Raw genomic sequence first — 26,098 nt, forward strand, 5'->3', positions numbered from 1 at the left:
GGCCATGCCACGGCGGGATATGGACATGCAGTACGACCGGCTGGTGGGCCTGACCTACGAGTGCGTGCTCGAAGAGGCCAACTGGTTGCCGCTGCTCACCGAACTGATCGCCGCCAGCGGCCGCCAGCAGGGCGCCCTGCTGTTCTGGGACCAGACCGAGAGCGGTGCGCTGGCCAGCGAGATCAACCTCTGCGACCCCGGCGCCATCGAGACCTACAACCGCGAGTTCTGCACCATCGACCCTTCCAAGGGCTTCATGCTCCATCGTCCGGTCGGCCGCTGGTACCACGACCGCGAGGAGTACGGCCCGCAGCGCATGGCCCGCGACCCGTACTACCAGGAGTTCCAGCGCCCCAACGGCATGCACAATGTGTCCTGCCTGAAGCTCAACGAACAGGCCAACTCGGGCGTCTACCTGTCGGTGCTGACCAGCCTCGGCGCACGCTACCCCGACCCGCAGGAACAGACCCTGCTGACCCGCCTGAGCGAGCACCTGACCCGTGCCGCGCGAATGTTCGGGCGTATCGACGAAATGCGCCAGCAACTGGCCCACCGCGATCTCCTGCTGGACCAGCACCCCACCCCGCTGTGGCTGCTCGAAGGCAACGCCCGCGTGCTCTACGCCAACCGGGCCGCGCAGCAGCGGCTCGGGCTGCGCGGCGGGCTGTTCCATGAGGTTTTCGGCCGCCTGCACTGCCGCCAGCATGACGCGAAGCTCCAGGCGCTGGTGCGCAACGCCGCGCCTCGCACCGGCAAGGGCAAGGCCGGTTGGTTGCCGCTGGGCGATGGCTGCGGGCAGGAACTGCTGGTCACCCCGGTGCCCGCCGAGGCGAGCTTCAACCAGCCCTTCCAGCGCCCCCTGGTGCTGCTGGCCCTGCTTGACGCGCATCGCCAGAGCCGCCTGCTGGGCGAACTGTTCGGCCTCACCCCGGCCGAGCAGCGCCTGGGCGACCTGCTGGTCCGTGGGCTGACGCCCGAACAGTGCGCCGACCAACTCGGTACTTCGATCAATACCGTGCGCAGCCAACTGCGTGCGTTGTTCCGCAAGACTCACACCAGCCGCCAGGCCGAACTGGTCAGCCTGCTGGTGCGGCTCGGGCAGCGCTGAATTTTCGCGGCCGTCATTCATTCAGATGATGGCCCGGGGCCAAGTGCCCCCTAAGGTGTTGGACGGATCACCGGCAAGGCCGGTGGCGCTTTCTCATCACTGAGCGGTATCCCAGGTGAACGGCATGGACAACGGCACCCAGCAGAATCCGAACTCGCTAACCGAAGCCATCGAGCAACTCGAACAGCAGCTGCGTCACCTCAGGGATGACGAGACCGACCTGCTGGCGCTCGCCACCGGCGGCGCACCGCCTGCCGAATCCCCACGCGTGGTGCCCTTCCCGCGCCGCCGTGAACGGCCGATGGGTGAAGGCGCCGGCAACGCCGTGCTGATGGATTACCTCTACGGCATCGACAGCACCCTGCGCTCGCTGCTGCCCGACGGCCCCACCGACGAGCTGTTCCGCTACGCCAGCTCCGCGCCCGCCTCCCGCGCGCTGCGCTCACGCCGGCAGTTGCTGGCGCGGGAAATCGACCGTTGCTGCGACCAGCTCAGCGGCCAGGCGCGCATCCTCTGTGTAGGCTGCGGCCACCTGCGCGAAGTCGAGCTGGCGCGCTCGCTGCGCCATGGCCAGTTCCTTCAGTTCACCGCGCTGGACGCGCAGGCGCTGTCCCTGCAGACGGTGGAGGCCAGTTATGCCGCGCTCGGTGTCCAGACACAGCAATGCAACCTGGACGACCTGTTCTACGGACGCCAGGACCTCTGCCATTTCGACCTGATCTACTCGCCGGGCCTGTACGAGGTGCTGGACGACCACGACGCCCGCGACCTGACCCGCAACCTGTTCGCCCGCCTGCTGCCCGGCGGGCGCCTGCTGATGGGCAACTTCCTCCCCGGCGTGCCGGATATCGCCTACCTGGAAGGCCTGCTGGACTGGCGCCCGCACTACCGTAGCGACGCCTGCCTGCTCGACCTGCTGCTGGGTATTCCCTATAACGACATCGGCAGCGCGCGGGTCTTCCACGACCTGGGCAATTGCGTGGCCTTCCTCGAGGTCACCCGCTACGGCTGATCAGCCCTGCTGCAGGTGGCCGTACAGCCGCGCATAGAGCCCGCCCTCGGCGATCAGCTGCTGGTGGTCGCCGTCTTCGGCGATGCGCCCGCCGTCGAACACCAGCACGCGGTCGGCCTGTTTCACCGCGGACAGGCGGTGGGCGATGATCAGCGTGGTGCGGCCTTCGAGGAAGCGCTCCAGCGCCTGATGCAGGGCATATTCGGTGGCGGCATCCAGCGCCGAGGTCGCCTCGTCGAGAATCACCACCTTCGGTTCGGCGAGCACCATGCGGGCAATCGCCAGGCGCTGCCGCTGGCCGCCGGAGAGGCGCACGCCGGAGCGGCCGACCACGCTGTCCAGCCCCTGCGGCAGGGCGCGGATGGTGTCCGCCAGTTGCGCCACTTCCAGCGCGCGCCAGCAGGCTTCATCCCCGCGCTCGCGGCCCATGGTCAGGTTGGCGCGCACCGTATCGTTGAACAGCGCCGGGTGCTGCAGCACCACGGCCACCTGCTCGCGCACGCAATCCAGGCCGATCTCTTCCAGTGCCGCGCCGCCGTAGCGGATGCTGCCGGACTGCGGCTGGTAGAGGCCCAGCAGCAGCTGCACCAGGGTGCTCTTGCCACCGCCACTGGCGCCGACGATGGCGACCTTCTCGCCGGGGGCGATGTCCAGGTCGAGGCCATCCAGCACGAGTTCGTCGCGGTAGGCGAAGCTCAGGTCGCGCACCTGGATGCCGACGCTGGTGTGCCCGGCGAACGGATCGCGGCGGTGCTGGTAATGCGGCTCGTCGGCGCGCGCCAGCAGCTCGTTGATGCGGGTCAGCGCGCCGCCGGCAGCGTAGTAGGCGTACTGCAGGCTGAGCAACTGTTCCACCGGGCCGATCATGAACCACAGGTAACTGAACACCGCGAGCATCTGGCCGATCGACAGGTCGGAGAACAGCACGGTGAGCATGGCCGCAGCGCGGAACAGGTCGATGCCGAACTGGAACAGCAGGCCGCTGGCACGCCCGGCGGCGTCGCTCTTCCACTGCGAGGCGACGGCGTAGTCGCGCACTTCGCGGGCGCGCACGCCGAGGCGGCCGAGGAAGAAGCCCTGGCGGTTGCCGGCGCGCACTTCCTGGATGGCTTCGAGGGTTTCGGTCAGCGCCTGGGTGAAGCGCGAGGTGCTGTCGTTTTCCAGCTTCTTCAGGTGCTTGACGCGCTTGCCCAGCTGCACCGTGGCGAAGATCACCAGCGGGTTGAACAGCAGGATCAGCAACGCCAGCTTCCAGTGCATCCAGATCAGGATACCGGCGGTACCGCAGAGGGTCAGCAGCGCCACCAGGAAGCGGCTCAGGGTGTCGCCGACGAATTTGTCGAGGGTGTCGAGATCGGTCACCAGGTGCGCACTGACCGAGCCGCCGCCGAGGGTTTCGTACTCGCCCAGGGCGATGCGTTTCAGGCGCTCGATCAGGCGCAGGCGAATGCGGTACACCACATCCTTGGACAGCCGCGCGAACAGCTTGGCCTGCAACACGTTGAACACCAGCGCGCAGCTGCGCAGCACCAGGGTCACCAGCAGCATCAGACCAATGTAGCCGACCGGCTTGTGCCAGCCCGCAGGCAGCCAGTGGTTCATCACCTGCAGCGCGGCGTCGCCCTTGCCCAGCAGCACTTCGTCCACCAGCAACGGCAGCAGCAGCGGGATCGGCACACTGCAGGCGGTGGCCAGGACGGCCACCAGGTTGGCCAGCAGCAGGGCCTTGCGATGACGGAAAGCGAGCCGGCGAATCTCCGCCCAGCTCAGGCGGTCAGCGGCCAGCTCAGGCATGCCGCCCGCGCTCCAGCCAGCGTTCCAGCAGCGGCGCGAGTTCGCCCAGCGGCTGGTAGCCGTTGGTCAGCAGGGCCAGCTGGCCATCGCGCTCGGCGAGCAGCGTGGGGAAGCCGGCGATGCCCAGGTCGCGAGCCCAGGAAAAGTCGGCCAGGGTCGCCACCTGGTTGTCTTGGCTGTCGAAGGCTTCGGCGAACTCGATACGCGGCAGGCCGACGCGTTCGGCCAGCTCGCTGAGCACGCTGGCCTGGGTCACGTCGCGGCCTTCGGCGTAGAAGGCGCGCTGGATTTCGCCGACCAGCGCCCAGGCGCAGTCCTCGTCCAGGCGGCGCGCGGTGACCACCGCGCGGCAGGCCGGCTCGGTGTCGTAGACGAAGCCTTCAGGGAGGGCGTCTTCGAAGCGGAACGGCTGGCCGGTGGCTTCATGCACCGCATGCCAGTGTTCGAGGATGTAGCGTTTGGTGGTCGGCTCCAATGCGGCGCCCTGCCCCGTGCGCAGCCCGCCCATCACCAGCGCCAGCGGCACGCCCGCGGCGCGCGCCTGCTCCACCAGCTGCCCGGCCACCGGGGCGAAACCCCAGCACCAGGAGCACATCGGGTCCATCACGTAGAGCAGGCGGCTGGTCATGGATCAGGTCTCCGCGCGGGGATCACGGCCAATGGGGTGCGGCTGGTTGCGCTCGCGCGCCAGTTCGATCTGCTTCTGCCGCTCGCGGGCACTGGCGCGGGTCTTCTCCGACAGCGAGTCCCAGCAGTGCGGGCAGCTGATGCCGGGAGCGTAGTGCTCGGAGGCGCGGTCGAGGGCCGAGATCGGGTTGCGGCAGGCATGGCACTGATCGTAGTCGCCTTCGGTCAGGTCATGGCGCACGGTCACGCGGTTGTCGAACACGAAGCAGTCGCCACGCCAGAGGGTCTCGGCCTCGGGCACTTCCTCCAGGTACTTGAGGATGCCGCCCTTGAGGTGGAAGACCTCTTCGAAGCCTTCACTGAGCATGTAGCTCGAGGCCTTCTCGCAGCGGATGCCGCCGGTGCAGAACATCGCGACCTTCTTGTGTTTCGCCGGGTCGTAATGCTCGCGGATGTAGTCGGGGAATTCGCGGAACGACCTGGTCTTCGGGTCGATGGCGCCCTCGAAGGTACCGATGGCCACTTCGTAGTCGTTGCGGGTGTCGATCAGCAGCACTTCCGGGTCGGAGATCAGCGCATTCCAGTCCTGGGGTTCAACGTAGGTGCCAACCTTGGTGTTCGGGTCCACGCCCGGCACGCCAAGGGTGACGATTTCCTTCTTCAGCTTGACCTTGGTGCGGTAGAACGGCTGCTCGTCGCAGTAGGACTCCTTGTGGTCGACATCGGCCAGGCGCGCATCGCTGCGCAGCCAGGCCAGCAGGCCGTCGATGCCGGCACGGCTGCCGGAGACGGTGCCGTTGATGCCTTCCTCGGCGAGCAGCAGGGTGCCCTTCACGCCGTTGTCCAGCAGGGTCTGCAGCAGGGGTTCGCGCAGGGCGACGTAGTCGGGCAGGGAGACGAACTTGTACAACGCCGCGACGACGATTCTTTCGGTGGTCATGCATCACTCCAGTGGTCGCCCGCGTAAAGGGCGGACCGGGCTTCTTCAGAAATCAAGGCTGATCGACAGCTGAAAATGACAGCGCCGGCCAAAGGCCGGCGCTGGGAGTCGCATTCTACACGGAGCGAGGCCAGGCCCGCACGCGCTTGGTCAGCTCGCCAATCAATGCTGATCGTGCTTGCTGCCACCGCGACAGGTCGGCGAATCCGGTGCCGCGCCCTGCTGCGCCCACTCCTCGGGGGTGTAGGTATGCAGGGCCATGGCATGGATCTGGCCCATCAGCTCGCCGAGCGTGGCGTAGACCTTCTGGTGCCGTTTCACCGCGTTCAGCCCGGTGAAGGCCGGGCTGACGATCACTGCCTTGTAGTGCGTTTCCTGCCCGCGGCTGTGCATGTGGCTCTCATCGAGCACCTCGAGGTGCTGAGGTTCGAGGGCGCCCAGGGCGGATTGGAGTCGGTCACGCATGCTCATGTCGGGTCTCGCTGGCAGTCAGTACGGTTCAGGCAGGTGGAAATCAGGACGATCAGGGCTTCTTGGCCGGAGCGGCCGGGGCCTTCACGCCCAGTTCCTTGTCCATGTCGGCCATCAGCTTGTTCACCGGCTCTACGGCGGTCTGCAGCTTGGCCTGGGTCAGCTGGGCGGACTCGGCGGTCAGGCGCGGCATCTTCTCCAGAACCTTGCGGCCCAGCGGCGATGCATAGAAGTCGTTCAGCTGCTTGAGCTCGGATTCGCTGAAGTTGCTGGTGTAGAGCTTGACCAGTTCAGGCTTGAGCTTGTCCCAACCCACCGCACGATCGAGCTCGGCATTGGCCTTGGCCTGGTAGCGGTCGAGCACGGCCTTCTTGCTGTCCGGCGCCTTGGCCTGGGCGAAACGCTGGGCGAGCATCTGCTGGACTTGCGCATAGACCGGCACGGTCAGCTTGTCGGCATGGACCTGCTTGAGGAATTTCTCCGCCTCGGCATTGGCATCGGCCAGAGCCACGGAGCTGAAGCCGACCAGAAGAGCGGCAGTGCAGAGGGAACGAAGAACGGTCATGGGGCTGTCCTGTGAGTCTGAAGGGTGTCCGGGGTGGGACCCACCATTCTGCGCCTAAGTTCGGAAATCGCTCAAGAGAATGCCAATTGCCGGGCAAGTGACATGCTTCTCTTGTAGGACAGTTCCCGAAACGGCATGCTGCGGCGCGTTGCCACATGGATGTGACCGATGAACACCCTCACCCACCCGCCGCTCGCCGCCGCGCCGCCCCTGTGCGATGCGCGCGGCCGCCTGAACAGTGCGGCCGTGGGCTGGTCGTCGCGGCCACAGACACTCTGCCAGCTGTCCGGCAACAGCGGCCGGCGCAAGCGCTGGAACCACTGGTGCATCAATGCGCCAGGCTGGATGCTGTCGATCACTATCGCCGACCTCGATTACCTCGGCTACGGCGCCCTGTACTTCCTCGACCTGGAAACCGGACAGTCGGTGCACCGCACCCGGTTCAGCCCCTTCGGCCTGGGCTGCCACCTGCCGGACACGCCGAACCAGAGCCATCGCTTCGAGCACGGCCAGCTGTGCCTGGGCTTCGACGAGCAACCCGGCCAGCTGCGCATCACCGCCTGTGCGCCGAACCTGGGTGGCCTGCCGCTGAACCTCTCCCTGGAAGTACAGCGCCCGGCGCACCTGGAGTCGGTCAACCTGGTGGTGCCCATGAGCGGCAAGTGCTTCCACGCCTGCAGCCGGCAGATGGGCCTGCCGATCAGTGGCAGCCTCACCCTCGGCCGCAAGACCTACCGCTGCAGCGAAGGCCAGAGCTTCGCCGCGCTGGATTTCGGCCGGGGCGTGTGGCCGTTCAACACCCAGTGGACCCGCGCCGCCTTCGCCGCGCCCGGCGGCATTGCCGGCAACTTCGGCGCCGGCTGGACGGAACACAGCCACCTGAGCGAGAACGCCCTGTGGTTCGGCGGCGAGCTGCAGCCGCTGGACGGCCCTGTGGAAATCCGCCAGGTGCCGCACGACCCGCTGTCGCCCTGGCAATTGCGCGGCTGCGATGAGCGCGTCGACCTCACCTTCACCCCGCGCAAGCTGCACCGCGCCTGCCCGCGCCTGGGCCCGCTGTTCGCCGAGACCTGCCAGTGGTTCGGCCACTTCGACGGCTCCCTGCGCAGCGCCGAGGGTGACCTGGTGCCGGTCAATGGCGCGCTGGGCTGGGTCGGCTCCACGAACGCCCGCTGGTGATGGCCCGCTGGTGACTGCCTTCGGGCAGCTGACTGTCGCCGAGCCGCACACGCCACTCAGACCGCTCTATCACGGCCATTGAGCCAGAGAGGAACCCGGAAGCCCCGTCGCGGCCTAAACTGGCCGAGACCCTATTCCGGAGAAGCACCATGAGCCGCACCGAAACCGACAGCCTCGGCCCCATCGAAGTCCCCGACGATGCCTACTGGGGCGCGCAGACCCAGCGCTCGCTGGAGAACTTCGCCATCGGCGGGCAGCGCATGCCGCTGGCCATGGTGCATGCCCTGGCGCTGATCAAGAAGGCCGCCGCGCGGGTCAACGCGCAGCTGGGCGAGTTGCCGGAGAACATCACCAGCCTGATCGAGGAAGCCGCCGACGAAGTGCTGGCGGGCGACCACGACGAGCAGTTCCCCCTCGTCGTCTGGCAGACCGGCAGCGGCACCCAGAGCAACATGAACGTCAACGAGGTGATCGCCGGACGCGCCAACGAGATCGCCGGCAACGGCCGCGGCGGCAAGAAGCCGGTGCACCCCAACGACCACGTGAACCGCGCGCAGAGCTCCAACGACAGCTTCCCCACCGCCATGCACATCGCCGCCGCGCAAGCGGTGCAGAACGACCTGCTGCCGGCCATCGCCGAGCTCAGCGGCGGCATCGCCCAGCAGGCCGCGCGCCACGCCAACCTGGTGAAGACCGGGCGTACCCACCTGATGGACGCCACTCCCGTCACCTTCGGCCAGGAACTCTCCGCCTTCGTTGCCCAGCTGGACTACGCCGAGCGCGCCCTGCGCGCGGCGCTGCCGGCGGTCTACGAGCTGGCCCAGGGCGGCACCGCCGTCGGCACCGGGCTGAATGCGCCGAAGGATTTCGCCGAGGCCATCGCCGCCGAACTGGCCGACCTCTCCGGCCTGCCCTTCGTCTCCGCGCCGAACAAGTTCGCCGCCCTCGCCGGCCATGAACCGCTGGTGACCCTGGCCGGCGCCATGAAGACCCTCGCTGTGGCGCTGATGAAGATCGCCAACGACCTGCGCCTGCTCGGCTCCGGCCCCCGCGCGGGCTTCGCCGAGGTGAAGCTGCCCGCCAACGAGCCGGGCTCCTCGATCATGCCCGGCAAGGTCAACCCGACCCAGTGCGAGGCCCTGTCGATGCTCGCCTGCCAGGTCTTCGGCAACGACGCCGCGATCACCTTCGCCGCCAGCCAGGGCCACCTGCAGCTCAACGTCTACAAGCCGGTGATCATCCACAACCTGCTGGAATCCGCGCGCCTGCTGGCCGACGGCTGCCGCAACTTCAACACGCACTGCATCGCCGGCATGGAACCGGACGCGGCGAAGATGCGCGAGCACCTCGACCGCGGCCTGATGCTGGTGACCGCGCTGAACCCGCACATCGGCTACGACAAGGCCGCCGAGATCGCCAAGAAGGCCTACGCCGAGGGCAAGACCCTGCGTGAAGCCGCGCTGGAACTGGGTTACCTGACCGATGCCGAGTTCGACCAGTGGGTGCGCCCGGAGACCATGCTGGAGGCCGGGCAGAATGGTTGAACCGACCCGCTCCGGGGCCACCCCGATCGAGGGCGACGGCAAGCGCGTGCTGCTGGTGCTGGGCTCACCCAAGCCTGGCGGCTTCTGCCACGCACTGGCCGATGCCTACGCCCACGGCGCCCGCGCCAAGGGCCATGTGGTGCACACGCTCAAGCTCGGCGAGATGAATTTCGACCCGGTGCTGCGCGGCGGCTACGAACAGAGCCAGAACCTCGAACCGGACGTGCTCGAAGCCCAGCGGCAGATCCACTGGGCGCAGCACATCGCCTTCGTCTACCCGGTCTGGTGGGGCGGCCTGCCGGCGCTGCTGCAAGGCTTCTTCGACCGAGTGCTGCAGCCGGGCTTCGCCTTCCGCTACCGCTCGCTGGAATCCCGCGAGTTCGAGCCACTGCTGGGCGGGCGCAGCGCCGACCTGCTGGTCAGCCATGACCAGACCCACTGGCACTACCGCCTGCGCCAGGGCGCCCCGGCCCACCGGCAGATGACCCGCTGCATCCTCGCGCCCTGCGGCATCGCCCTGCACCACCTGGAGGAATTCAGCCCGGTGCGCGGCTCCGGCGAAGAGCAGCGGCAGGGCTGGTTGCGCCGGGCGGAACAGCTGGGCACGCAGGTCTGATGCCAGGGCGGGTAGCGCGCGGCGCGCTATCCGCCTGAGCGTCGATGCCGCTTCAGAAGGCACTCGCCATACCTTGGGAAATGCCCTACACCGCGCCAACCTTCGACTTCCCTAGCATGCGCTCGCCCCAATCCGGGGTTCCTCTTGCCTCTGGAGGCAGCATGCTTCGCAAACTTTCCGCCGAAATGATCGGCACGTTCTGGCTGGTGTTCGGTGGTTGCGGCAGCGCCATCTTCGCGGCCGACGCCATTGGCGTACTCGGTGTTGCCCTGGCCTTCGGCCTGACGGTGGTGACCATGGCCTATGCCATCGGGCCGATCTCCGGCTGCCACCTCAACCCTGCTGTCACCCTCGGCCTGTGGGCCGGCGGCCGCGTCCGTACTCTGGACGTGGTGCCGTACATCGTCGCCCAGGTCATTGGCGGCGTGCTCGCCGGTGCCGTGCTGTTCTACATCGCTTCCGGCAAGCCGGGCTTCGACGCGCTGGCCGGCTTTGCCGCCAACGGCTTCGGTGAAGGCTCGCCCACCGGCTACAGCATGCAGTCGGCGCTGGCCATCGAAGTGCTGCTGACCGCGTTCTTCCTCTTCGTGATCATGGGCGCCACAGACAGCAAGCTGGCCCCGGCCGGTTTCGCGCCGATCGCCATCGGCCTGACGCTGACCCTGATCCACCTGATCAGCATCCCGATCGACAACACCTCGGTGAACCCGGCGCGCAGCCTGGGTGTGGCGCTGTTCGCCGACCCGCTGTTCATGAAGCAGCTGTGGCTGTTCTGGGTCGGCCCGCTGGCCGGCGGCGTGATCGGTGCACTGGTCTATCGCGTGATGCGTCCGACCTCCGCCTGATTCACCCGGAACCGCTGATACGTGAACGGGCGCCTTCGGGCGCCCGTTCACGTATCAGTCGCAGGCCATTGCGTAGGGCGCATAACGCCCCCGGCGTTATCCGCTATTTTCGCAACCGGCGGATAAAGCGTTCCGCTTTATGCGCCCTACGATCTCTGCCTGCATGGATCACTTCAGAAGTACTGGGTCAGGCTGAACTTGGCGTTGCGGCCCTGGCTGTAAACGCTGTCGCCAGCCAGCGCCGGGTGGTAATCGCGGTTGAACAGGTTGTCCACGGTGAAGTTCAGCTCGGTGTTCTCCAGGCCCAGGCGGCGCGGCTTCCAGCTGGCGAACACACGGTGGGTGTCGTAGCTGTCGTTGACCGTCTGGTCCCAGAAGATGTCGCCGACGCTGGTGCCCATGCCGCCGGAGTACTTGTCGCTGGGCAGGCGGTCGGTCTTGCGGACGAACTCGCCCTGCCAGCCGATCTGCGCGTCCCAGGACGGGATCTTGGTGCCCAGGGTAGCGACCCACTTGGCTGGCGGCACGTCGCGCGCCCACACGTTCGGGCCCCAGGGGTTGCTGTAGGCACCGTCGTGTTTGCCGGTCACCCACGAGTAAGACAGCCCACCGAACAGCCAGGGACTGTCGTAGAAACTCTCGACCTCAAAGCCCTTGTAGGTCACGCCCGGCAGGTTGCGGTAGTTGGACAGCGGCAGGTAGTCGCCGCAGCTGCCGGAGATGGTGCCGTTGTCAATGGCCTGCTGTTCGCAGCCGACGCTGCGGGTGCGGAAGATCTCGTCCTTGATCTTGTTCTGGAAAAGCGTGGTGCGCACCTGCAGGTTGTCGCCGTTGATGAACAGGTCCGGCAGGTTGACCAGCGAACCGAAACGCAGCGCGTGGATGCGCTCGGGGTCCAGGTCGCGGCTGGTGGCGCTGACCGTGCTGCTGTTCTGCACCTCGTACATCTCGTCGATCACCGGCGCGCGCCAGGTGCGGCTGTAGTCGGCGAAGAAGCCCAGACGCTCGGTGGCGGTCCAGAACAGCGACAGGCGCGGCGACCAGCCGCTGTAGGTCTGCGAGCTGTAGTCGTGGCCTTGCGCGGCATTGTTGTAGAGCGGCGCGTCGTTGTCCTTGCCCTGGTTGCGCACGTGGTCGAAGCGCAGCGACGGGGTGATGGTCACGCTGCCCAGGGTCAGCGCGTCCTGGATGTAGACGCTGTTGGTGTTCTGCTTGCCGCTGGGCATGAAGGTCGGCTGGAAGTGGCCGTAGTTGTAGCGCGCGGTGTCGTAGGTGGAGCCGGGGATGTACATGTCGGTGGTGCGGGTGTGGCGGTGGAACTGCGTGCCGACGGTGAACGCGTGCTGCACCGGGCCGGTGGCGAACAGGCTGGTGTTGCGCAGCTCCAACACCTTGTCCTTGTAGTCGGTGTCCATCTTGCGACCGCCGGTGGAGACCTGGAAGAAGGCGTCCGGATTGCGCTCGTCGGTCTGGTCGATGTGCGACTCGGAGTACTGCACCATCAGGTCGATCAGCGGGTTGTCGATCGGGTGGTATTCGTACTTGCCCGACCAGGTGGTGTCGGTGGTGTCACGGTGCGCCAGCAGGCGCTTGAGCGCGGCCTCGTAGCCGTAGCGGTCGATGCTCGACTGGGTCGGCGGCGTCGGGTAGGAGGCCGAGGAGAACGGCGTCCAGCGGGTGCTGTGGGAGCGGCTGTAGGCCAGGCTGATGTCGTTGTCGAGGTTCGGGTGCAGGTTCAGCTTGAACAGCCCGGCGTCGAGGTCCTGGGCGCTGTTGGGCAGACGGCTGGGGTTGATCGGGTAGTTACCGTTGGGGTCGGGGATGTGCCCGGCCAGCTTGATGTCGCGGCCGTCACGGGCGGTGAGGTAGGCCAGGGCGTCGACCTTGCGGTCCTCGGTGCGGCCGTAGACGGCGCCGCTGTAGATCTTCTGCTGGTCGTTGGAGTGGTAGCCGTACTTGAGCATGGCGCCGACGTTCTGGTCATCGCGCAGCATGTCCGGCGCGTCCTTGGTCTCCATGTGCACGGTGCCGCCGAAGCCGCCATTGCCGTTGTAGACCGAGTGCGGACCCTTCTCCACTTCGATGCGCTTGATCAGCTCCGGCTCGATGAACACGGTGCCCTGCTGGTAGCGCTCGAAGCCGCTCTTGGTCGCGCCGTCGAGGGTGAAGGGCACGTCCTCGGCATCGCCCAGGCCCCAGATGTTGACGGTCTGCCCGCCCGGCTTGGGCGAGCCGCCCATGGTCACGCCGGGCAGGGTCTGCAGCAGGCTGGGAATGTTGTCGGCCTGGATGCGCTCGATGTCCTTGCGGGTCAGGGTCGAGCGTCCGACGCTGCTGGAGTCCACCGACAGGCCGCTGCCGACGATGGTCTGCGAGTCCAGTTCGATGGCGTTGTCGCTGAACTTGTCGACCCTGCCCGCGCGGCGCACGACGAAGCCGTCGCCCGCCTCCACCAGTTCCAGGGACGAGCCCTCGAGCAGATGCTCCAGCGCTTCACGCACGCTGTAGCGGCCACTCACCGCCGGTGCCTTGAGGCCGTCCAGCTGGGATGCGTCGTAGAGCACCTGCACGCCGGCCTGCTGCGACAGGCTGCCGATGGACTCGCTCAGCGCCTGCGCCGGCAGGTCGACCTGCCAGTCGGCGGCGCGGCTGTACTCAGCCATCATCAGGCTGCCGAGCAGCACGGCGCAGCCCAGCGGGCGCGCGAACGGGAAGTTGAAACGAGACTGCATGCAAGGCCCTCCCCAGGGTCGAAAAGCGCTGCGCGTTTCGCAGCGAATGACGGGGAAGACCCTCAATCGAGAAAAACCCACACCTGCAAATAAAAATATTTCTCAAAAAGAATCAAATCTGGGTCGTTGCCGTTTTTGTAGGAGCGGATTCCGTCCGCGATGTGCAACCGGCCAGCTCGGAGCCGCCGGAAATCGATCGCGGACGAAGTCCGCTCCTACCTGAAATATCGCGCCCGGTCACGCCCTCTCCCTAACCCTCTCCCTTCAGGGAGAGGGTTAGGGAGAGGGAAATCCCAAGCACGAACTTTCAGAGGAAGACAGTTGCTCCTATGTAATGGGCCAGCGCCGGGGAATACCTGTACGCGCGCATGGCGACTCCTACAGGTTGGAATCAGCGCGGCAGGATGACCGCGCTGCCGTCGGCCTTGCGCTGCACGCGCACATCCAGCAGCACCGGCAAGGCGGCGAGGAAGTCATCCGGACGGGCCAGGCGCACGTTGCCGGAAATGGGCTTGTCCGCCAGGCGCTCATCGCCCAGGCGAATCGGCGCGGCGCGGTATTGCGACAGCTCGTCCACCAGCGCCCCCAGCGGCTGGTTGCGGAAGGCGAGCATGCCGTCGCGCCAGGCGGCGATGGTGGCGACTGGCACGTGATCGACCTGCGCCTCCCCCGCTCCACTCGACAACCGGGCACGATCACCTGCGCTCAGCGTCTGCTCGCCCGGCGCAGCGAGCTGCGCCTGCAATGCCACCTTGCCGTGGCGCACGGCGACGGTCAGCCCATCGCCCGCACGGTGCACATCGAAGCCGGTGCCGAGCACCCGCACCCGGCTGTCGCCAGCGGTCACACGGAAGGGCCGGCCGGCATCGTGGGTCACTTCGAAATAGGCTTCGCCGCGGAGCAATCGCACATCACGGAAACCCTCGGAGTAATCCACCCGCAACGCCGAATCCGCCGCCAGGAACACCCGTGAGCCATCCACCAGCGTGACCTCGCGCTGCTCGCCCGGCGCGGTGGATTGCACCTGCTGCGGATCGGCCAGGCGGCCGCCGCTGAAGTCGTTGGCCAGCAACAACGCTGCGCAGAACACGCTGGCAGCGGCAAGCCCGCGCCAGGGCAGGCCGGAGCGGCGATGCGCGGCGATGGCAGGCCGGCGAAGCTGGTCGAGGTCGCTCCACAGCTGCTCGATCTCGCGGTAGGCCGAGGCATGCGCCGGGTCTTCCGCCAGCCAGTCGGCGAAGGCCTGGCGCTCGCGGGCATCACAGGCGCCCGAGCGCTGGCGGCTGAACCACTTGGCAGCCAGTTCGTCGATCACCCGTTGGCGCTCCTCATGCGGCGTCATGTTTCGCCCTCTCCCTGAACCTGCCGCTTGCAGTGCAACAGCGCACTGGCGACGTGCTTCTCCACCATGCTCAGTGAAATCCCCATGCGCCGCGCCACCTCGGGCTGCGACAGGCCGTCGAACTTGTGCAGGATGAAGGCCTCGCGGCGCCGTGGCGGCAGGCTGTCCAGCGCCAGGGAAAGCTGCTGAAGATAGCGTTGACGCTCGAACTGCACCACGGGTTCGCCTCCTTCGGCGGCCGGTTGCTGATCAGTCTCCAGGGTCTCTTCAGGCTCGCTGGCGAAGCGCCGGGAGCGCTGCCAGTGGTCGCGCAGCAGGTTGCGTGCCACCTGGAACAGGAAGGCGCGCGGCTGCTCCACCTGATGCCGCGAGGAGGACTTGAGCCACTGGGCGAAGGCATCCTGGGCAAGGTCCGCGGCATCCGCCGAGCTGCCCAGTTGCTTGCGCAAAAAGCGCAGCAGCTCGCCGTGGAAGGAGCGATAGGCCTGGGACACCGAACGGGAGAAACGCTCATCCATCGACGCATGCCTCCCGGCGTCGTCGCCCTGTCTCACACTTGCCCGTCAGCACATCGCCCCCAGAACCGGGGCGCTTGGCCACCGGCAACTATCGAATTGCACAAATGATAATACATATCATTTGCGAAATTGAAGCCGGACTCGCGAGACGGATAGCAAAAGGCCGCCTCGCGGCGGCCTCTCAGGGACTCAGACGTTGGCGACACGCGCCCTTCGCGCTCGGTAGCTGCGCAGCAACGAAGGCGCCAGCGCAGTGAGTGCCGAGCCGCTGACCACCAGCAGCGCGCCGAGGTAGGCCAGGCCATTGAGCTGTTCGGGCGGCACGAACTCCGGCCACAACGAAGCGGCCAGCGCCACCGAGGCGAAGGTCACCAGTGGCGTGATCGCTAGGGTCGCGCTGACCCGCGAGGCTTCCCAGTGCGCCAGCGCCTCGGCAAAGGCGCCGTAGGCCACCAGGGTGTTCAGGCAGCAGGCCAGCAGCAGCCAGCCCTGCAGCGGGGACAGGTCCAGCGCCTCCAGCGGATGCGCCCAGGGCGTGAGCAGCGCGCCGCAGCCCAGGTAGATCACCATCATCACCTGCACCGAGCTCCACTGGGTCAGCAGTTGCTTCTGCGCCAGCCCATAGAAAGTCCAGACGAAGGCAGCGAAGACCACGATGAGCACGCCGGTGGTGTACTCGCCGAGCGAACCGAACAGCTCGGCCAGTCGCTGATTGAAGAACAGCGCGAAGCCGCAGATCAGCACTGCCAGACCGAGCGCCTGGCCGATGCTGAAGCTCTCCTTGAAGACGAACAGGCTGCCCAGCAGCAGCAGGATCGGCGCGATCTGGATCACCAGTTGCGTGGTCCCCGGCGTGAGCAGGCGCAGGCCGATCAGGTAGCAGACATAGTTGCCGGTCAGGCCGAGGATGGCGAGCAGCACCAGCCCCTTGCCGCGCTTGCCCAGCGGCGCAAAGCGCGGCAGCTGGCGGGTGAAGCTCAGGTAGATGAGCAGCAGGCCACCGGACACCACCAGGCGAAACCAGGTGACGGTGATCGGGTCCATGACCTTCAGGACTTCCTTGAGCTTGATCGGCAGGATGCCCCAGAGGACGGCGGTGACCAGGGCCAGGAACAGGCCGAACTGCCAGCGGCCGGATGAAACGTGCATGAGTGCCTCGACGCGTATGCGGTCCGCCATGCTAAGCCATGGCGGTATCGCCCCATAGGAACAGTTGCGTGGTGCAACTGTTCCGGTCGCCCGTCGACAACGCTGCGTCGCTGGCAGTCAGACCAGGGTCGAGAGACGCAGCAGCCACCAGATCAGGATGATCAACTGGACGAAGAAGGCGGCGAAGCGCACCCACACCGCCAGTGCCGAGGTGCTGAGCAGGTGCACCAGTGACTGGACGATGCGCGCCACCAGCAGGGTCGGCGCCAGCGGGTCGGTGATCACTGTCTGCTGGGTGACCATGGCGTAGAGCAGCACGGCGCAGAACAGCGGCACGTTCTCCACGCAGTTGGCGTGGGCGCGCACCAGGCGCTGGCCGAAGGTACCGGGGGTGTTGCTGCCGTCGGCGGCGAAGACGTTGACCTTCATGCGGCCGGACATCACCAGCAGGCCGCGCTGGTTGACCAGCAGCAGGACCAGCAGCACGGTCCAGGCGACCAGGCCGAGCAACGCGAAGGCAGAGGGACTCAGGGACATGTGGGACTCCTTTCTCTTGTTGGTTTGAGCGGGAGTCTAGGGGAAGTAGAGCAATTGCTCTAGCCCGTACCAAGGTGGGCCTGGGGTAGGAGCGAGCTTGCTCGCGAACAGAGATCCCGGCCATTCGGCGTCAAGCGGTTCGCGAGCAAGCTCGCTCCTACGCAAAACAAAACGGGCAGCCCGTTTCCGGACTGCCCGCCTCTTCCAGCACCGCACTCACAGCTTGGCGATGGAGACCTCGGTGGATTTGACGAAGGCGATCACTTCGCTGCCGATGGCCAGTTCCAGCTCTTTCACGGAACGGGTGGTGATCACCGAGGTGACGATGCCGGCAGCGGTCTGCACGTCGATTTCCGACAGCACGTCGCCTTCGACGATTTCCTTGATGGTGCCCTTGAACTGGTTGCGGACGTTGATGGCTTTGATGGTCATGGCGTAGCTCCTTGGAGAATGGGGTTTTCACGGATGGTTCAAAGCGCCCAGCGCAATTGCGTGGGCAGTGGGGAAACGGGTTCCGGTTCGGGCGGCTGGGCCGGAAGCGACAGCACGCGTTCGAGCACTTCGGCTTCCAGCGCGGCGAGCCTGGCCGAGCCACGGGCACGCGGCCGGTGCAACTCGACAGCGAGGTCCAGGCCGATCTCGCCGTCCTCGATGAGGATCACCCGGTCGGCGATGGCCACGGCCTCGCTGACGTCGTGGGTGACCAGCAGCACGGTGAAGCCATGTTGCTGCCAGAGGCTCTCGATCAGTTGCTGCATCTCGATACGGGTCAGGGCATCCAGCGCGCCCAGCGGCTCGTCGAGCAGCAGCAGGCGCGGCTGGTGGATCAGCGCACGGGCCAGGGCCACGCGCTGCTTCTGGCCACCGGACAGGCCCGCCGGCCACTCGTTGGCGCGGTCGGACAGGCCCACCGCCGCCAGCGCCTCCAGCGCCTTCGGACGCCAGTCGCCCTTGAGGCCCAGGCCGACGTTGTCGATCACCCGCTTCCAGGGCAGCAGGCGTGAGTCCTGGAACATCAGGCGGGTCTCTTCGCGAGCACTTTCCAGCGGCGCGGAGCCAGCCAGCAGCTGGCCCTCGCTGGCGTGATCGAGCCCGGCCAGCAGGCGCAGCAGGGTGCTCTTGCCGCAGCCACTGCGGCCGACGATGGCGACGAACTGGCCAGCCGGAATCCGCAGGTCGATGCCCTTGAGCACCTCGCGTTCGCCGAAGCGCTTGCGCACGTTTTCCAGCGCCAGCGGGATGCCTTTCTTGAGTTGCTGGGGAAGCTGATTGACTGCATTCATGCCGCACCTCCCTTGACCTGATAGGCCGGGTGCCAGCGCAGCCAGATGCGCTCCAGGCCACGGGCGGCGAGGTCGGCGAGCTTGCCGAGAACGGCATAGAGCAGGATCGCCAGCACCACCACGTCGGTCTGCAGGAACTCCCGGGCATTCATCGCCAGGTAGCCGATGCCGGAGCTGGCGGAGATGGTCTCGGCGACGATCAGGGTCAGCCACATGAAGCCCAGGGCGAAGCGCACGCCCACCAGGATCGAGGGCAGCGCGCCGGGCAGGATCACCTGGCGGAACAGCGCGAAACCGGACAACCCGTAGCTGCGCGACATTTCCAGCAGGCCCGGATCGATGTTGCGGATGCCGTGGTAGGTGTTGAGGTAGATCGGGAACAGTGTGCCGAGGGCGACCAGGAAGATCTTCGCCGACTCGTCGATGCCGAACCACAGGATCACCAGCGGGATCAGCGCCAGGTGTGGCACGTTGCGGATCATCTGCACCGAGCTGTCGAGGAAGCGCTCGCCCCACTGCGACAGGCCGGTGATCAGGCCCAGCGCCAGGCCGATGCTGCCGCCGATGACGAAGCCGACCGCGGCGCGCCAGGTGCTGATTGCCAGGTGCTGCCAGAGCTCGCCGCTGACCACCAGGTGGTAGCCGGCTTCGGCCACGGCGCTGGGCGCAGGCAGGATGCGGCTGGACAGCCAGCCGAATTCCACCGCCAGCTGCCAGATGACCACCAGGCCCACCGGCAGGGCCCAGGGCGCGAGGCGCTGGGCAATTGTATTGACGTTCTTGTTGCTCACTTTCCGTTCTCCCGCAGGAGCGGGCCATGCCCGCGACCTTCGACGCTTCGCGGGCATGGCCCGCTCCTACACGTCACTTTCACCCGTTGGATGACGCCGCAGCGCCACCCTTTTCGTCTCGCCCTCGGCTACGTAGGGCGCATAACGCGCCAGCGTTATCCGCCGTGGCGAATAAAGCGTTCCGCTTCATTCGCCCTACGGGTGTCAGCTGGCGGACGTGGCTTTGGGCAGGATGTCATTGGCGACCATCTCGCCGAACGGGCTGACATAGCCGCGCGCCTGCGGTTGCTGCGCCTGAGCCAGATCGAGGTGCGGGAAGAGCAGTTCGGCGACCCGGTAGGACTCTTCCAGGTGCGGGTAGCCGGAGAAGATGAAGGTATCGATGCCCAGTTCGGCGTATTCCTTGACGCGGGCCGCCACGGTCGGGCCATCGCCCACCAGCGCGGTGCCCGCGCCGCCACGCACCAGGCCGACGCCAGCCCAGAGGTTGGGGCTGACTTCCAGGTTGTCCTTGCTGCCGCCGTGCAGGGCGGCCATGCGTTGCTGGCCAACGGAATCGAAGCGCGCCAGCGAGGCCTGGGCACGGGCGATGGTGTCGTCGTCGAGGTGGGAGATCAGGCGATCGGCGGCCTGCCAGGCTTCCTCGTTGGTCTCGCGGACGATCACGTGCAGGCGGATGCCGAAGCGCACGCTGCGACCCTGCTTGGCGGCCTTCTCGCGTACCTGGGCGATCTTCTCGGCGACAGCGGCCGGCGGCTCGCCCCAGGTCAGGTACAGCTCGACCTGCTCGGCGGCGAGGTCCTGGGCGGCATCGGAGGAACCACCGAAATACAGCGGCGGACGCGGTTGCTGGATCGGCGGATAGAGCAGCTTGGCGCCCTTCACCTGCAGGTGCTTGCCGTCGTAGTCGACGGTCTCGCCTTCCAGCACGCGGCGCCAGATACGGGTGAATTCGACCGAGGCTTCGTAGCGCTCGGCGTGGCTCAGGTGCAGGCCGTCACCGGCCAGCTCGTCCGGGTCGCCACCGGTCACCAGGTTGAACAGCGCGCGCCCGCCGGAGAGCCGGTCGAGGGTTGCGGCCTGGCGGGCGGCCACGGTCGGGGAAATGATGCCCGGGCGCAGGGCGACCAGGAATTTCAGGCGCTGGGTCACCGGGATCAGCGAGGCGGCGACCAGCCAGGAGTCCTCGCAGGAGCGGCCGGTGGGGATCAGCACGCCACCGAAACCGAGGCGGTCGGCGGCCTGGGCGACCTGTTGCAGATAACCGTGGTCCACGGCGCGGGCGCCTTCGGCGGTGCCCAGGTAGTGGCCGTCGCCGTGGGTCGGCAGGAACCAGAAGATGTTCAGACTCATCGCAGTCACTCCAGATAAGCGCGCCGGCGTGGCGTAGCCGCGCGATGATGGGATTGGGGTGGTTCGTGTTGCTGCTCGTGGGGCGAATTTTCGTGCGCTGCCCAGAGCCCCTCTCCCTCACCCTCTCCCTGAAGGGAGAGGGGACTGATCGGCGCAGGGTGAAACGGTGGTATCAGCCGGCGCTTTCAGCTCCCTCTCCCTTCAGGGAGAGGGCGGGGGGAGAGGGTCGTATCCGATCAATCAGTTGTTGGCGGTGGCCACCTTGGCCGGCGCCGTCCAGACCACGTCCTTGATGCTCAGCGCCTTGGGGATCAGCTTCAGGTCGGTGAAGGTGTCGGCGATCTTCTGTTGCGCGGCGGTGACTTCCGGGGTGATCGGCTGGGCGCCGTAGCCCTGGCGTTTCACCGCGGTGAAGGTGATGTCCGCCGGCAGGCCGAGCAGCGGCGCGACCTGGTCGGTGACCTGCTGCGGGTTCTGCTGCGACCACTCGCCGACCGAACGCACTTCGTCGATCAGGGTGGTGATCACCTGCGGATGGTGGGTCGCGTAGGGGCGGGTCGCCAGGTAGAACTGGTGGTTATCCACCAGGCCGGAACCATCCACCAGGGTGCGGGCGGAGAGCTGCTTCTCGGCGGCGGCCTGGTACGGGTCCCAGATTACCCAGGCGTCCACGCTGCCGCGCTCGAAGGCGGCGCGGGCGTCGGCCGGCGGCAGGTACACGGGCTGGATGTCGCTGTACTTCAGGCCGGCCTTCTCCAGGGCGCGCACCAGCAGGTAGTGCACGTTGGAGCCCTTGTTCAGGGCGACCTTCTTGCCCTTGAGTTCGGCCACGGATTGGATCGGCGAGTCCTTGGGCAGCAGGATCGCTTCGCTGGTGGGCGCCGGTGGCTCGTGGGCAACGTAGACGAGATCGGCGCCAGCGGCCTGGGCGAACACCGGCGGGGTTTCGCCGGTAACGCCGAAGTCGATGCTGCCGACGTTCAGGCCTTCCAGCAGCTGCGGGCCGCCGGGGAATTCGGTCCATTGCACCTTGACGCCCTGCTCGGCCAGGCGCTTCTCCAGCGTGCCGCGAGCCTTGAGCAGCACCAGGGTGCCGTACTTCTGGTAGCCGATACGCAGGGTACCGGGTTGTTCGTCTGCCTGGGCGTTGTAGGACAGGGCCGCGATCAGCAGGGCCGCCAGTCCACTACGCAAAGTGAGGGTCCGCATGGGAGTGCTCCTTTATCGAGTGTGCTTGCCGGACCTGCGGTCCCGTTGTCGGGACGGTGAGGGCCTTTCATTGTTTGACGCAGTTGCCGCCTGCCGGGTTGGGGCTTGGCGCTCGACTGCGTTGGTGTTGTCTGTCAGATGCTCCAGCGGGCGTTGATCAGCCGTTCGTTGAGCAGGTTCGGGTCGATGGGTTTCGGCCGGCGCGCCAGGGCGCCGTGGAACTGCTCCAGGGATTCCAGCAGTCGGTGTTCGAGGGTCGATTCCAGGCGCGCCGGGGTATTGCCCTCGGGGTATTGCACCTGGCTCTCCTCGGCGAACACGCCGTGCAGGGTTTCCTGGGCCTTCAACGCGGCGAGGACCGGCTTGAGTGCGTAGTCCACCGCCAGCATGTGAGCATTGCTACCGCCGGTGGCCAGCGGCAGCACCACCTTGTGCGCCAGCGCCCGCTCCGGCAGCAGGTCGAGGATGACCTTCAGCGCTCCGGCGATGGACGCCTTGTACACCGGGGTGGAAATCACCAGGCCGTCGGCGCGCAGCACCTGCTCGATCAGCTCGACTACCCGCGGGCTGTCGAAGCGTGCGTGCAGCAGGTCTTCGGCGGGGAAGTCATGCACGCTGTACGAGCGCACCTCGGCGCCGTGGGCATGCAGCCAGTTCCGCGCGACGTCCAGGAGGACACCGGAACGGGACCGCTGGCTCGGGCTGCCGGCAAGGGTGACTACATACATCTGTGCGCTTCCTTATAACGATCAGGCCGGTATAAATGCCGTCCTGCTAACCAATGTGCATAGACCTTAACAGCCATCCTCATATTCCAATAAATGTTATTTATTCATTTAGTTATGCAATTTAGTTTCTAATGTAGGAGCGAGCTTGCTCGCGAACCTCGTCACGACAGAATTGCCGGGAAGCGTTCGCGAGCAAGCTCGCTCCTGCAGAGGGGGCTTAGATGACGTGGGACTGGTGCAGCTCGGTCAGCGCTTCGCCGCGCAGGAAGGCCAGCTCCACGGCGCGACGATCGCGCGGGCGCGGCAGCGGCACGGGGAATTCGCGACGCAGTCGGCTGGGCGTGCCGCCCAGCAACAGGACGCGATCACTGAGGTAGAAGGCCTCGTCGAGGTCGTGGGTGACCAGCAGGATGCTGATGTCGTACTCCAGCGCCAGTTGCTGGATCAGGTCCTGCAGACGGATGCGGGTGAAGGCATCCACCGCGCTGAAGGGCTCGTCCAGCAGCAGCACTTGCGGCCGCCCATAGAGACCACGGGCGATGGCCGCGCGCTGCGCCATGCCGCCGGAGAGCTGCTTGGGCAACAGCTCGCCCTTGCCCTCCAGGCCCACGTCGCGCAGCAGATGCTCGATGCGCTGGTCGTCCGCCAGCCAGCCATCGGCGAAGCCGATGTTCTGCGCCACCGTGAGCCAGGGCAGCAGGCGCGGCTCCTGGAACACCACGCCGACGCCGCCACCGCCACGACCGCTATCGCCATCCGGGCCGAAGCCCAGCAGCGGGTTGCGCTCCAGGGAGCCGGAGAACTCCTCATCCAGCCCGGCGGCGATACGCAGCAGCGTACTTTTTCCACAGCCGCTGGGGCCCAGCAGGCTGACCACCTCGCCCGGCGACAGGCTCAGGCTGACATCGTCCAGCACCCGCACGCCGGAGAAGCTCTTGCGGATATCACGCAGTTCCAGCAGGGCGCTCATTGGTCAGCTCCATTGCCAAGGAAGGTGTCACGCCAGGCCAGCGCGCGCAGCTCCAGCGCTTTGAGCAGGCTATCGCTGAGCTTGCCGAGCACCGCCAGCACCAGGATGGCGGCGATGACTATGTCCGGCCGCGAGGTTTCCCGGCCGTCGCTGAGCAGGTAACCCAGGCCGCGGGTGGCAGCGATCAGTTCGGCGGCGACGAGGAACATCCAGCTCAGGCTCAGCGCGCCGCGCAGGCCGGTGAACAGGCTCGGCAGCGCCGCCGGCAGGAGGATGCGCCGCACCAGGGCGAAGGGCGACAGGTGATACAGCCTGCCCAGCTCCACCCACTTGCGGTCGACGTTGCGCACGCCGGCCACCAGCGAGAGGTAGACGGGGAAAAACGCGCCGAGGGCGATCAGCACGATCTTCGGGGTTTCGTCGATGCCCAGCCAGAGCAGCAGCAAGGGCACCCAGGCGAGGCTGGGGATGGCACGCAGCGCCTGGAAGGTCGGCTCCAGATAGGCCTCGGCGCGCTGGCTGAGGCCCACCCAGGTACCGATCAGCACGGCCGCCGCTGCACCGATGAAGAAGCCGGCCGCAACCCGCGCCAGGCTGGCGACGACGTGTTTCCAGAGCTCGCCCTGGGCCAGTTGCCAGAGGGTCAGCGCGACGCTGCTGGGCGCCGGCATCTGGTGCTCGGCCAGCCAGCCAACGCGCACCGACAACTCCAGCGCCGCACAGAGCAGCAGCGGCAGCAGCCAGGCGCGCCAGCTCAGACGTGGCCAGCGCAGTTTCAGTGCGCGACGCTGGCGGGCCAGGCGCAGGCTCTGGGACGGCATGGCTTACTGCTCCGCCCTGGCGACGGCGGGCTTGCCGATCACTTCGCCGGCCAGTTGCGGCGCGATCAGTTGATCGACCACGGCGGTGACGTCGGTGCCCGGACGCACCAGTTGCTCGTCCAGCAGGATCGGCGCGGCGGCCTTCAGTGCGGCGACCTGTTCGGCACCCGGCAACGGCTTGCTGAAGTCAGTGCGCGAGAGTTGCAGCCTGGCCACTTCCAGCGGCAGCTTGGCTTCCTCGGCCAGCAGCTTGGCAGTTTCCTCCGGGTGCGCCACGGCCCACTGGCGCGCCTCTTCATAGGCAGCGATGACCTGCTTGATCAGCTCCGGCTGCTCCTGCTCGAACTGCTCGGTGACGCTGAGCACACCGTAGCTGTTGAAGTCGACGTTGCGGTACAGCAGCCGCGAGCCGGCCTGCAGCTCGCTGGCGGCCATGTGCGGATCGAGGCCGGCCCAGGCGTCCACCCTGCCCTGCTCCAGCGCAGCGCGGCCGTCCGGGTGCTGCAGGTGGACGATCTCCACGTCGTTCTTGTCCAGCCCAGCCTGCTGCAGGCTGCGCAGCAGGAACAGGTAGGGGTCGGTGCCCTTGGTGGCGGCGATCTTCTTGCCCTTGAGGTCGGCCACCGACTTGAGCGGCGAATCCTTGGGCACCACCAGTGCGGTCCACTCCGGACGGCTGGCGATGTACACGGTCTTCAGCGGGCTGCCGTTGGCGCGGCTGAGCACGGCGGCGAGACCCGCGGTGGAGGCGAAGTCGGTGCTGCCGGCGTTGAGGTATTCCAGTGAGCGATTGCTGCCCTGGCTGAACACCCAGCGCACCTCAGTGCCTTGCGGCTTGAGGGATTTCTCCAGCCAGCCGAAGTGCTTGAGCACCAGGCTGGTGGGCGCGTAATAGGCGTAGTCCAGGCGCACCTCTTTCGGAGCGTCTGCAGCTTGCGCGGAACTGTTGTAGGCGCCGATCGGCAGGCTCGCGAGAAGAGCGACGGCCAGGCTGCGGCGCCAGGTGGAATGACCCATGGTCGTTCTCCTTGGCGTGGGCGGACGTCTTCTTCCCGTTTGGCGGGCAAGTCAGAACTTGGACAGTGACAGCTGAATAAAAAAGCGCGGCGTGGTCCGCGCATGAAGGATAAAAAATGGGCCGGCGAACCGGCCCGATTTCCGCTCGAGGTTTGCTCGTACAGTGACTCCCCGGATGGGGAGCGGAGAGTCACTTGTTCGGTTGGGGGGTCAGGCGCAGGTATGGCTTGATCGCGCGATAGCCCTTGGGAAAGCGCTGCTTGATCTCTTCCTCGTCCTTGAGCGAGGGCACGATCACCACGTCGTCGCCGTCCTGCCAGTTGCCCGGCGTTGCGACCTTGTGGTTGTCGGTGAGCTGCAGCGAGTCGATGACGCGCAGGATCTCGTTGAAATTGCGCCCGGTGCTCGCCGGGTAGGTGATGGTCAGGCGCACCTTCTTGTTCGGGTCGATGACGAACAGCGAACGCACGGTGAGGGTGTCGTTGGCGTTCGGGTGGATCAGGTCGTACAGCTCGGAGACCTTGCGGTCGGCGTCGGCGATGATCGGGAAGTTGACCACGGTGTTCTGGGTCTCGTTGATGTCTTCGATCCACTTCACGTGGGAATCCACCGGGTCGACGGACAGGGCGATCACCTTCACGCCCTTGGCGGCGAACTGGTCCTTGAGCTTGGCGGTCAGGCCCAGCTCGGTGGTGCACACCGGGGTGAAGTCGGCCGGGTGGGAGAACAGCACGCCCCAGCTGTTGCCGAGCCATTCATGGAAACGGATGCGGCCTTCGCTGGATTCCTGTTCGAAGTCGGGGGCGATGTCGCCGAGTCGCAAGCTCATGGGTCTCTCCTTGTTCGTGTTGGTAAGCACTATGCACAAGGTCTTAACGCATTAAAAAGAATATATTTTGATTTTCTTATAACCAAAACAATCACATTCCGATGACCCTGTTCCGGCG

At 66.7% G+C, this 26,098-nt stretch carries 26 protein-coding genes; 6 read left to right on the forward strand and 20 right to left on the reverse strand.

All coding sequences use genetic code 11. The features are described from left to right. The first annotated feature begins 4 nt into the window (after positions 1-4). The gene (locus tag J2T47_RS05105; protein WP_253443081.1) at positions 5-1,108 is read left to right on the forward strand and encodes a helix-turn-helix transcriptional regulator; all 1,104 of its coding nucleotides are present in this window, start codon (positions 5-7) and stop codon (positions 1,106-1,108) included. Positions 1,109-1,232: 124 nt separating this feature from the next. Then, a complete protein-coding gene (locus tag J2T47_RS05110; protein ID WP_253443083.1) occupies positions 1,233-2,120 on the forward strand; it encodes a class I SAM-dependent methyltransferase in 888 nt (295 codons plus the stop codon). On the opposite strand, the gene J2T47_RS05115 is transcribed toward J2T47_RS05110, so the two are convergent. The 5 genes from J2T47_RS05115 to J2T47_RS05135 form a co-directional block, all read right to left on the reverse strand. Then, a complete protein-coding gene (locus J2T47_RS05115) occupies positions 2,121-3,914 on the reverse strand; it encodes an ABC transporter ATP-binding protein (protein WP_253443084.1) in 1,794 nt (597 codons plus the stop codon). After that, complete coding sequence (locus J2T47_RS05120) at positions 3,907-4,542, reverse strand: DsbA family protein (RefSeq protein WP_253443085.1); 636 nt, start codon at positions 4,540-4,542, stop codon at positions 3,907-3,909. The genes J2T47_RS05115 and J2T47_RS05120 overlap by 8 nt, the downstream gene beginning before the upstream one ends. 3 nt (positions 4,543-4,545) lie before the next feature. Further along, a complete protein-coding gene (trhO, locus tag J2T47_RS05125; protein ID WP_253443086.1) occupies positions 4,546-5,481 on the reverse strand; it encodes an oxygen-dependent tRNA uridine(34) hydroxylase TrhO in 936 nt (311 codons plus the stop codon). Between the two features lie 162 nt (positions 5,482-5,643). After that, positions 5,644-5,952, reverse strand: coding sequence for a BolA family protein (locus J2T47_RS05130; protein WP_253443087.1), 309 nt, complete (start codon positions 5,950-5,952; stop codon positions 5,644-5,646). 52 nt (positions 5,953-6,004) lie between these two features. Next, positions 6,005-6,517, reverse strand: coding sequence for a DUF2059 domain-containing protein (locus tag J2T47_RS05135; RefSeq protein ID WP_017517659.1), 513 nt, complete (start codon positions 6,515-6,517; stop codon positions 6,005-6,007). Between the two features lie 168 nt (positions 6,518-6,685). Between J2T47_RS05135 and J2T47_RS05140 the strand changes: the two genes are divergently transcribed. From J2T47_RS05140 to aqpZ, 4 genes are all read left to right on the forward strand, one after another. After that, positions 6,686-7,696, forward strand: a complete 1,011-nt coding sequence (locus J2T47_RS05140; protein WP_253443088.1) for a DUF2804 domain-containing protein — start codon at positions 6,686-6,688, stop codon at positions 7,694-7,696. Between the two features lie 149 nt (positions 7,697-7,845). Next, positions 7,846-9,240, forward strand: coding sequence for a class II fumarate hydratase (locus J2T47_RS05145; RefSeq protein WP_253443089.1), 1,395 nt, complete (start codon positions 7,846-7,848; stop codon positions 9,238-9,240). Continuing rightward, positions 9,233-9,856 (forward strand): NAD(P)H-dependent oxidoreductase, encoded by a 624-nt coding sequence (locus J2T47_RS05150; RefSeq protein ID WP_253443091.1) that lies wholly within the window; start codon positions 9,233-9,235, stop codon positions 9,854-9,856. The genes J2T47_RS05145 and J2T47_RS05150 overlap by 8 nt, the downstream gene beginning before the upstream one ends. Before the next feature lie 161 nt (positions 9,857-10,017). Then, positions 10,018-10,701, forward strand: coding sequence for an aquaporin Z (gene aqpZ, locus J2T47_RS05155; RefSeq protein ID WP_253443093.1), 684 nt, complete (start codon positions 10,018-10,020; stop codon positions 10,699-10,701). 173 nt (positions 10,702-10,874) lie between these two features. Here aqpZ and J2T47_RS05160 read toward each other — a convergent pair whose 3' ends face one another. The 15 genes from J2T47_RS05160 to J2T47_RS05230 all read right to left on the reverse strand — a co-directional run bounded on the left by J2T47_RS05160 (position 10,875) and on the right by J2T47_RS05230 (position 25,980). Then, positions 10,875-13,433 carry a TonB-dependent receptor gene (locus tag J2T47_RS05160; RefSeq protein WP_253443096.1) on the reverse strand — a complete coding sequence of 853 codons (2,559 nt, stop codon included), beginning with the start codon at positions 13,431-13,433 and terminating at the stop codon, positions 10,875-10,877. Positions 13,434-13,824: 391 nt separating this feature from the next. Further along, a complete protein-coding gene (locus J2T47_RS05165) occupies positions 13,825-14,775 on the reverse strand; it encodes a FecR family protein (RefSeq protein WP_253443098.1) in 951 nt (316 codons plus the stop codon). Beyond that, positions 14,772-15,329 carry a sigma-70 family RNA polymerase sigma factor gene (locus tag J2T47_RS05170; RefSeq protein ID WP_367399496.1) on the reverse strand — a complete coding sequence of 186 codons (558 nt, stop codon included), beginning with the start codon at positions 15,327-15,329 and terminating at the stop codon, positions 14,772-14,774. The genes J2T47_RS05165 and J2T47_RS05170 overlap by 4 nt, the downstream gene beginning before the upstream one ends. A 153-nt stretch (positions 15,330-15,482) precedes the next feature. Next, positions 15,483-16,442 (reverse strand): DMT family transporter, encoded by a 960-nt coding sequence (locus J2T47_RS05175; RefSeq protein WP_253443102.1) that lies wholly within the window; start codon positions 16,440-16,442, stop codon positions 15,483-15,485. Between the two features lie 117 nt (positions 16,443-16,559). Continuing rightward, positions 16,560-16,979: an MAPEG family protein gene (locus J2T47_RS05180; protein WP_253443111.1), complete on the reverse strand. Its 420-nt coding sequence runs from the start codon at positions 16,977-16,979 to the stop codon at positions 16,560-16,562. Between the two features lie 216 nt (positions 16,980-17,195). Beyond that, complete coding sequence (locus tag J2T47_RS05185) at positions 17,196-17,411, reverse strand: TOBE domain-containing protein (RefSeq protein ID WP_017517652.1); 216 nt, start codon at positions 17,409-17,411, stop codon at positions 17,196-17,198. Positions 17,412-17,449: 38 nt separating this feature from the next. After that, complete coding sequence (gene ssuB / locus J2T47_RS05190) at positions 17,450-18,262, reverse strand: aliphatic sulfonates ABC transporter ATP-binding protein (RefSeq protein ID WP_253443114.1); 813 nt, start codon at positions 18,260-18,262, stop codon at positions 17,450-17,452. After that, positions 18,259-19,029, reverse strand: a complete 771-nt coding sequence (gene ssuC / locus J2T47_RS05195; RefSeq protein WP_253443795.1) for an aliphatic sulfonate ABC transporter permease SsuC — start codon at positions 19,027-19,029, stop codon at positions 18,259-18,261. The genes ssuB and ssuC overlap by 4 nt, the downstream gene beginning before the upstream one ends. 228 nt (positions 19,030-19,257) lie before the next feature. Then, positions 19,258-20,406 (reverse strand): FMNH2-dependent alkanesulfonate monooxygenase, encoded by a 1,149-nt coding sequence (gene ssuD / locus J2T47_RS05200; protein ID WP_253443116.1) that lies wholly within the window; start codon positions 20,404-20,406, stop codon positions 19,258-19,260. Between the two features lie 240 nt (positions 20,407-20,646). Beyond that, complete coding sequence (locus tag J2T47_RS05205) at positions 20,647-21,615, reverse strand: sulfonate ABC transporter substrate-binding protein (protein ID WP_253443118.1); 969 nt, start codon at positions 21,613-21,615, stop codon at positions 20,647-20,649. 134 nt (positions 21,616-21,749) lie between these two features. Next, entirely contained in the window at positions 21,750-22,343 is a 594-nt protein-coding gene (gene ssuE / locus J2T47_RS05210; RefSeq protein WP_169940776.1) for an NADPH-dependent FMN reductase, read from the reverse strand. Positions 22,344-22,560: 217 nt separating this feature from the next. Further along, a complete protein-coding gene (locus tag J2T47_RS05215; protein ID WP_253443120.1) occupies positions 22,561-23,313 on the reverse strand; it encodes an ABC transporter ATP-binding protein in 753 nt (250 codons plus the stop codon). Beyond that, positions 23,310-24,134 (reverse strand): ABC transporter permease, encoded by an 825-nt coding sequence (locus J2T47_RS05220; RefSeq protein WP_253443122.1) that lies wholly within the window; start codon positions 24,132-24,134, stop codon positions 23,310-23,312. Before J2T47_RS05220 ends, J2T47_RS05215 begins: the two co-directional genes overlap by 4 nt. A gap of 3 nt (positions 24,135-24,137) precedes the next feature. After that, complete coding sequence (locus J2T47_RS05225) at positions 24,138-25,151, reverse strand: aliphatic sulfonate ABC transporter substrate-binding protein (RefSeq protein ID WP_253443124.1); 1,014 nt, start codon at positions 25,149-25,151, stop codon at positions 24,138-24,140. A gap of 190 nt (positions 25,152-25,341) precedes the next feature. After that, positions 25,342-25,980 carry a peroxiredoxin gene (locus tag J2T47_RS05230; protein WP_045212297.1) on the reverse strand — a complete coding sequence of 213 codons (639 nt, stop codon included), beginning with the start codon at positions 25,978-25,980 and terminating at the stop codon, positions 25,342-25,344. Between the last annotated feature and the right edge of the window lie 118 nt (positions 25,981-26,098).

The organism is Pseudomonas nitroreducens (assembly GCF_024170165.1).
Classification (GTDB): Bacteria; Pseudomonadota; Gammaproteobacteria; order Pseudomonadales; family Pseudomonadaceae; genus Pseudomonas; species Pseudomonas nitroreducens_C.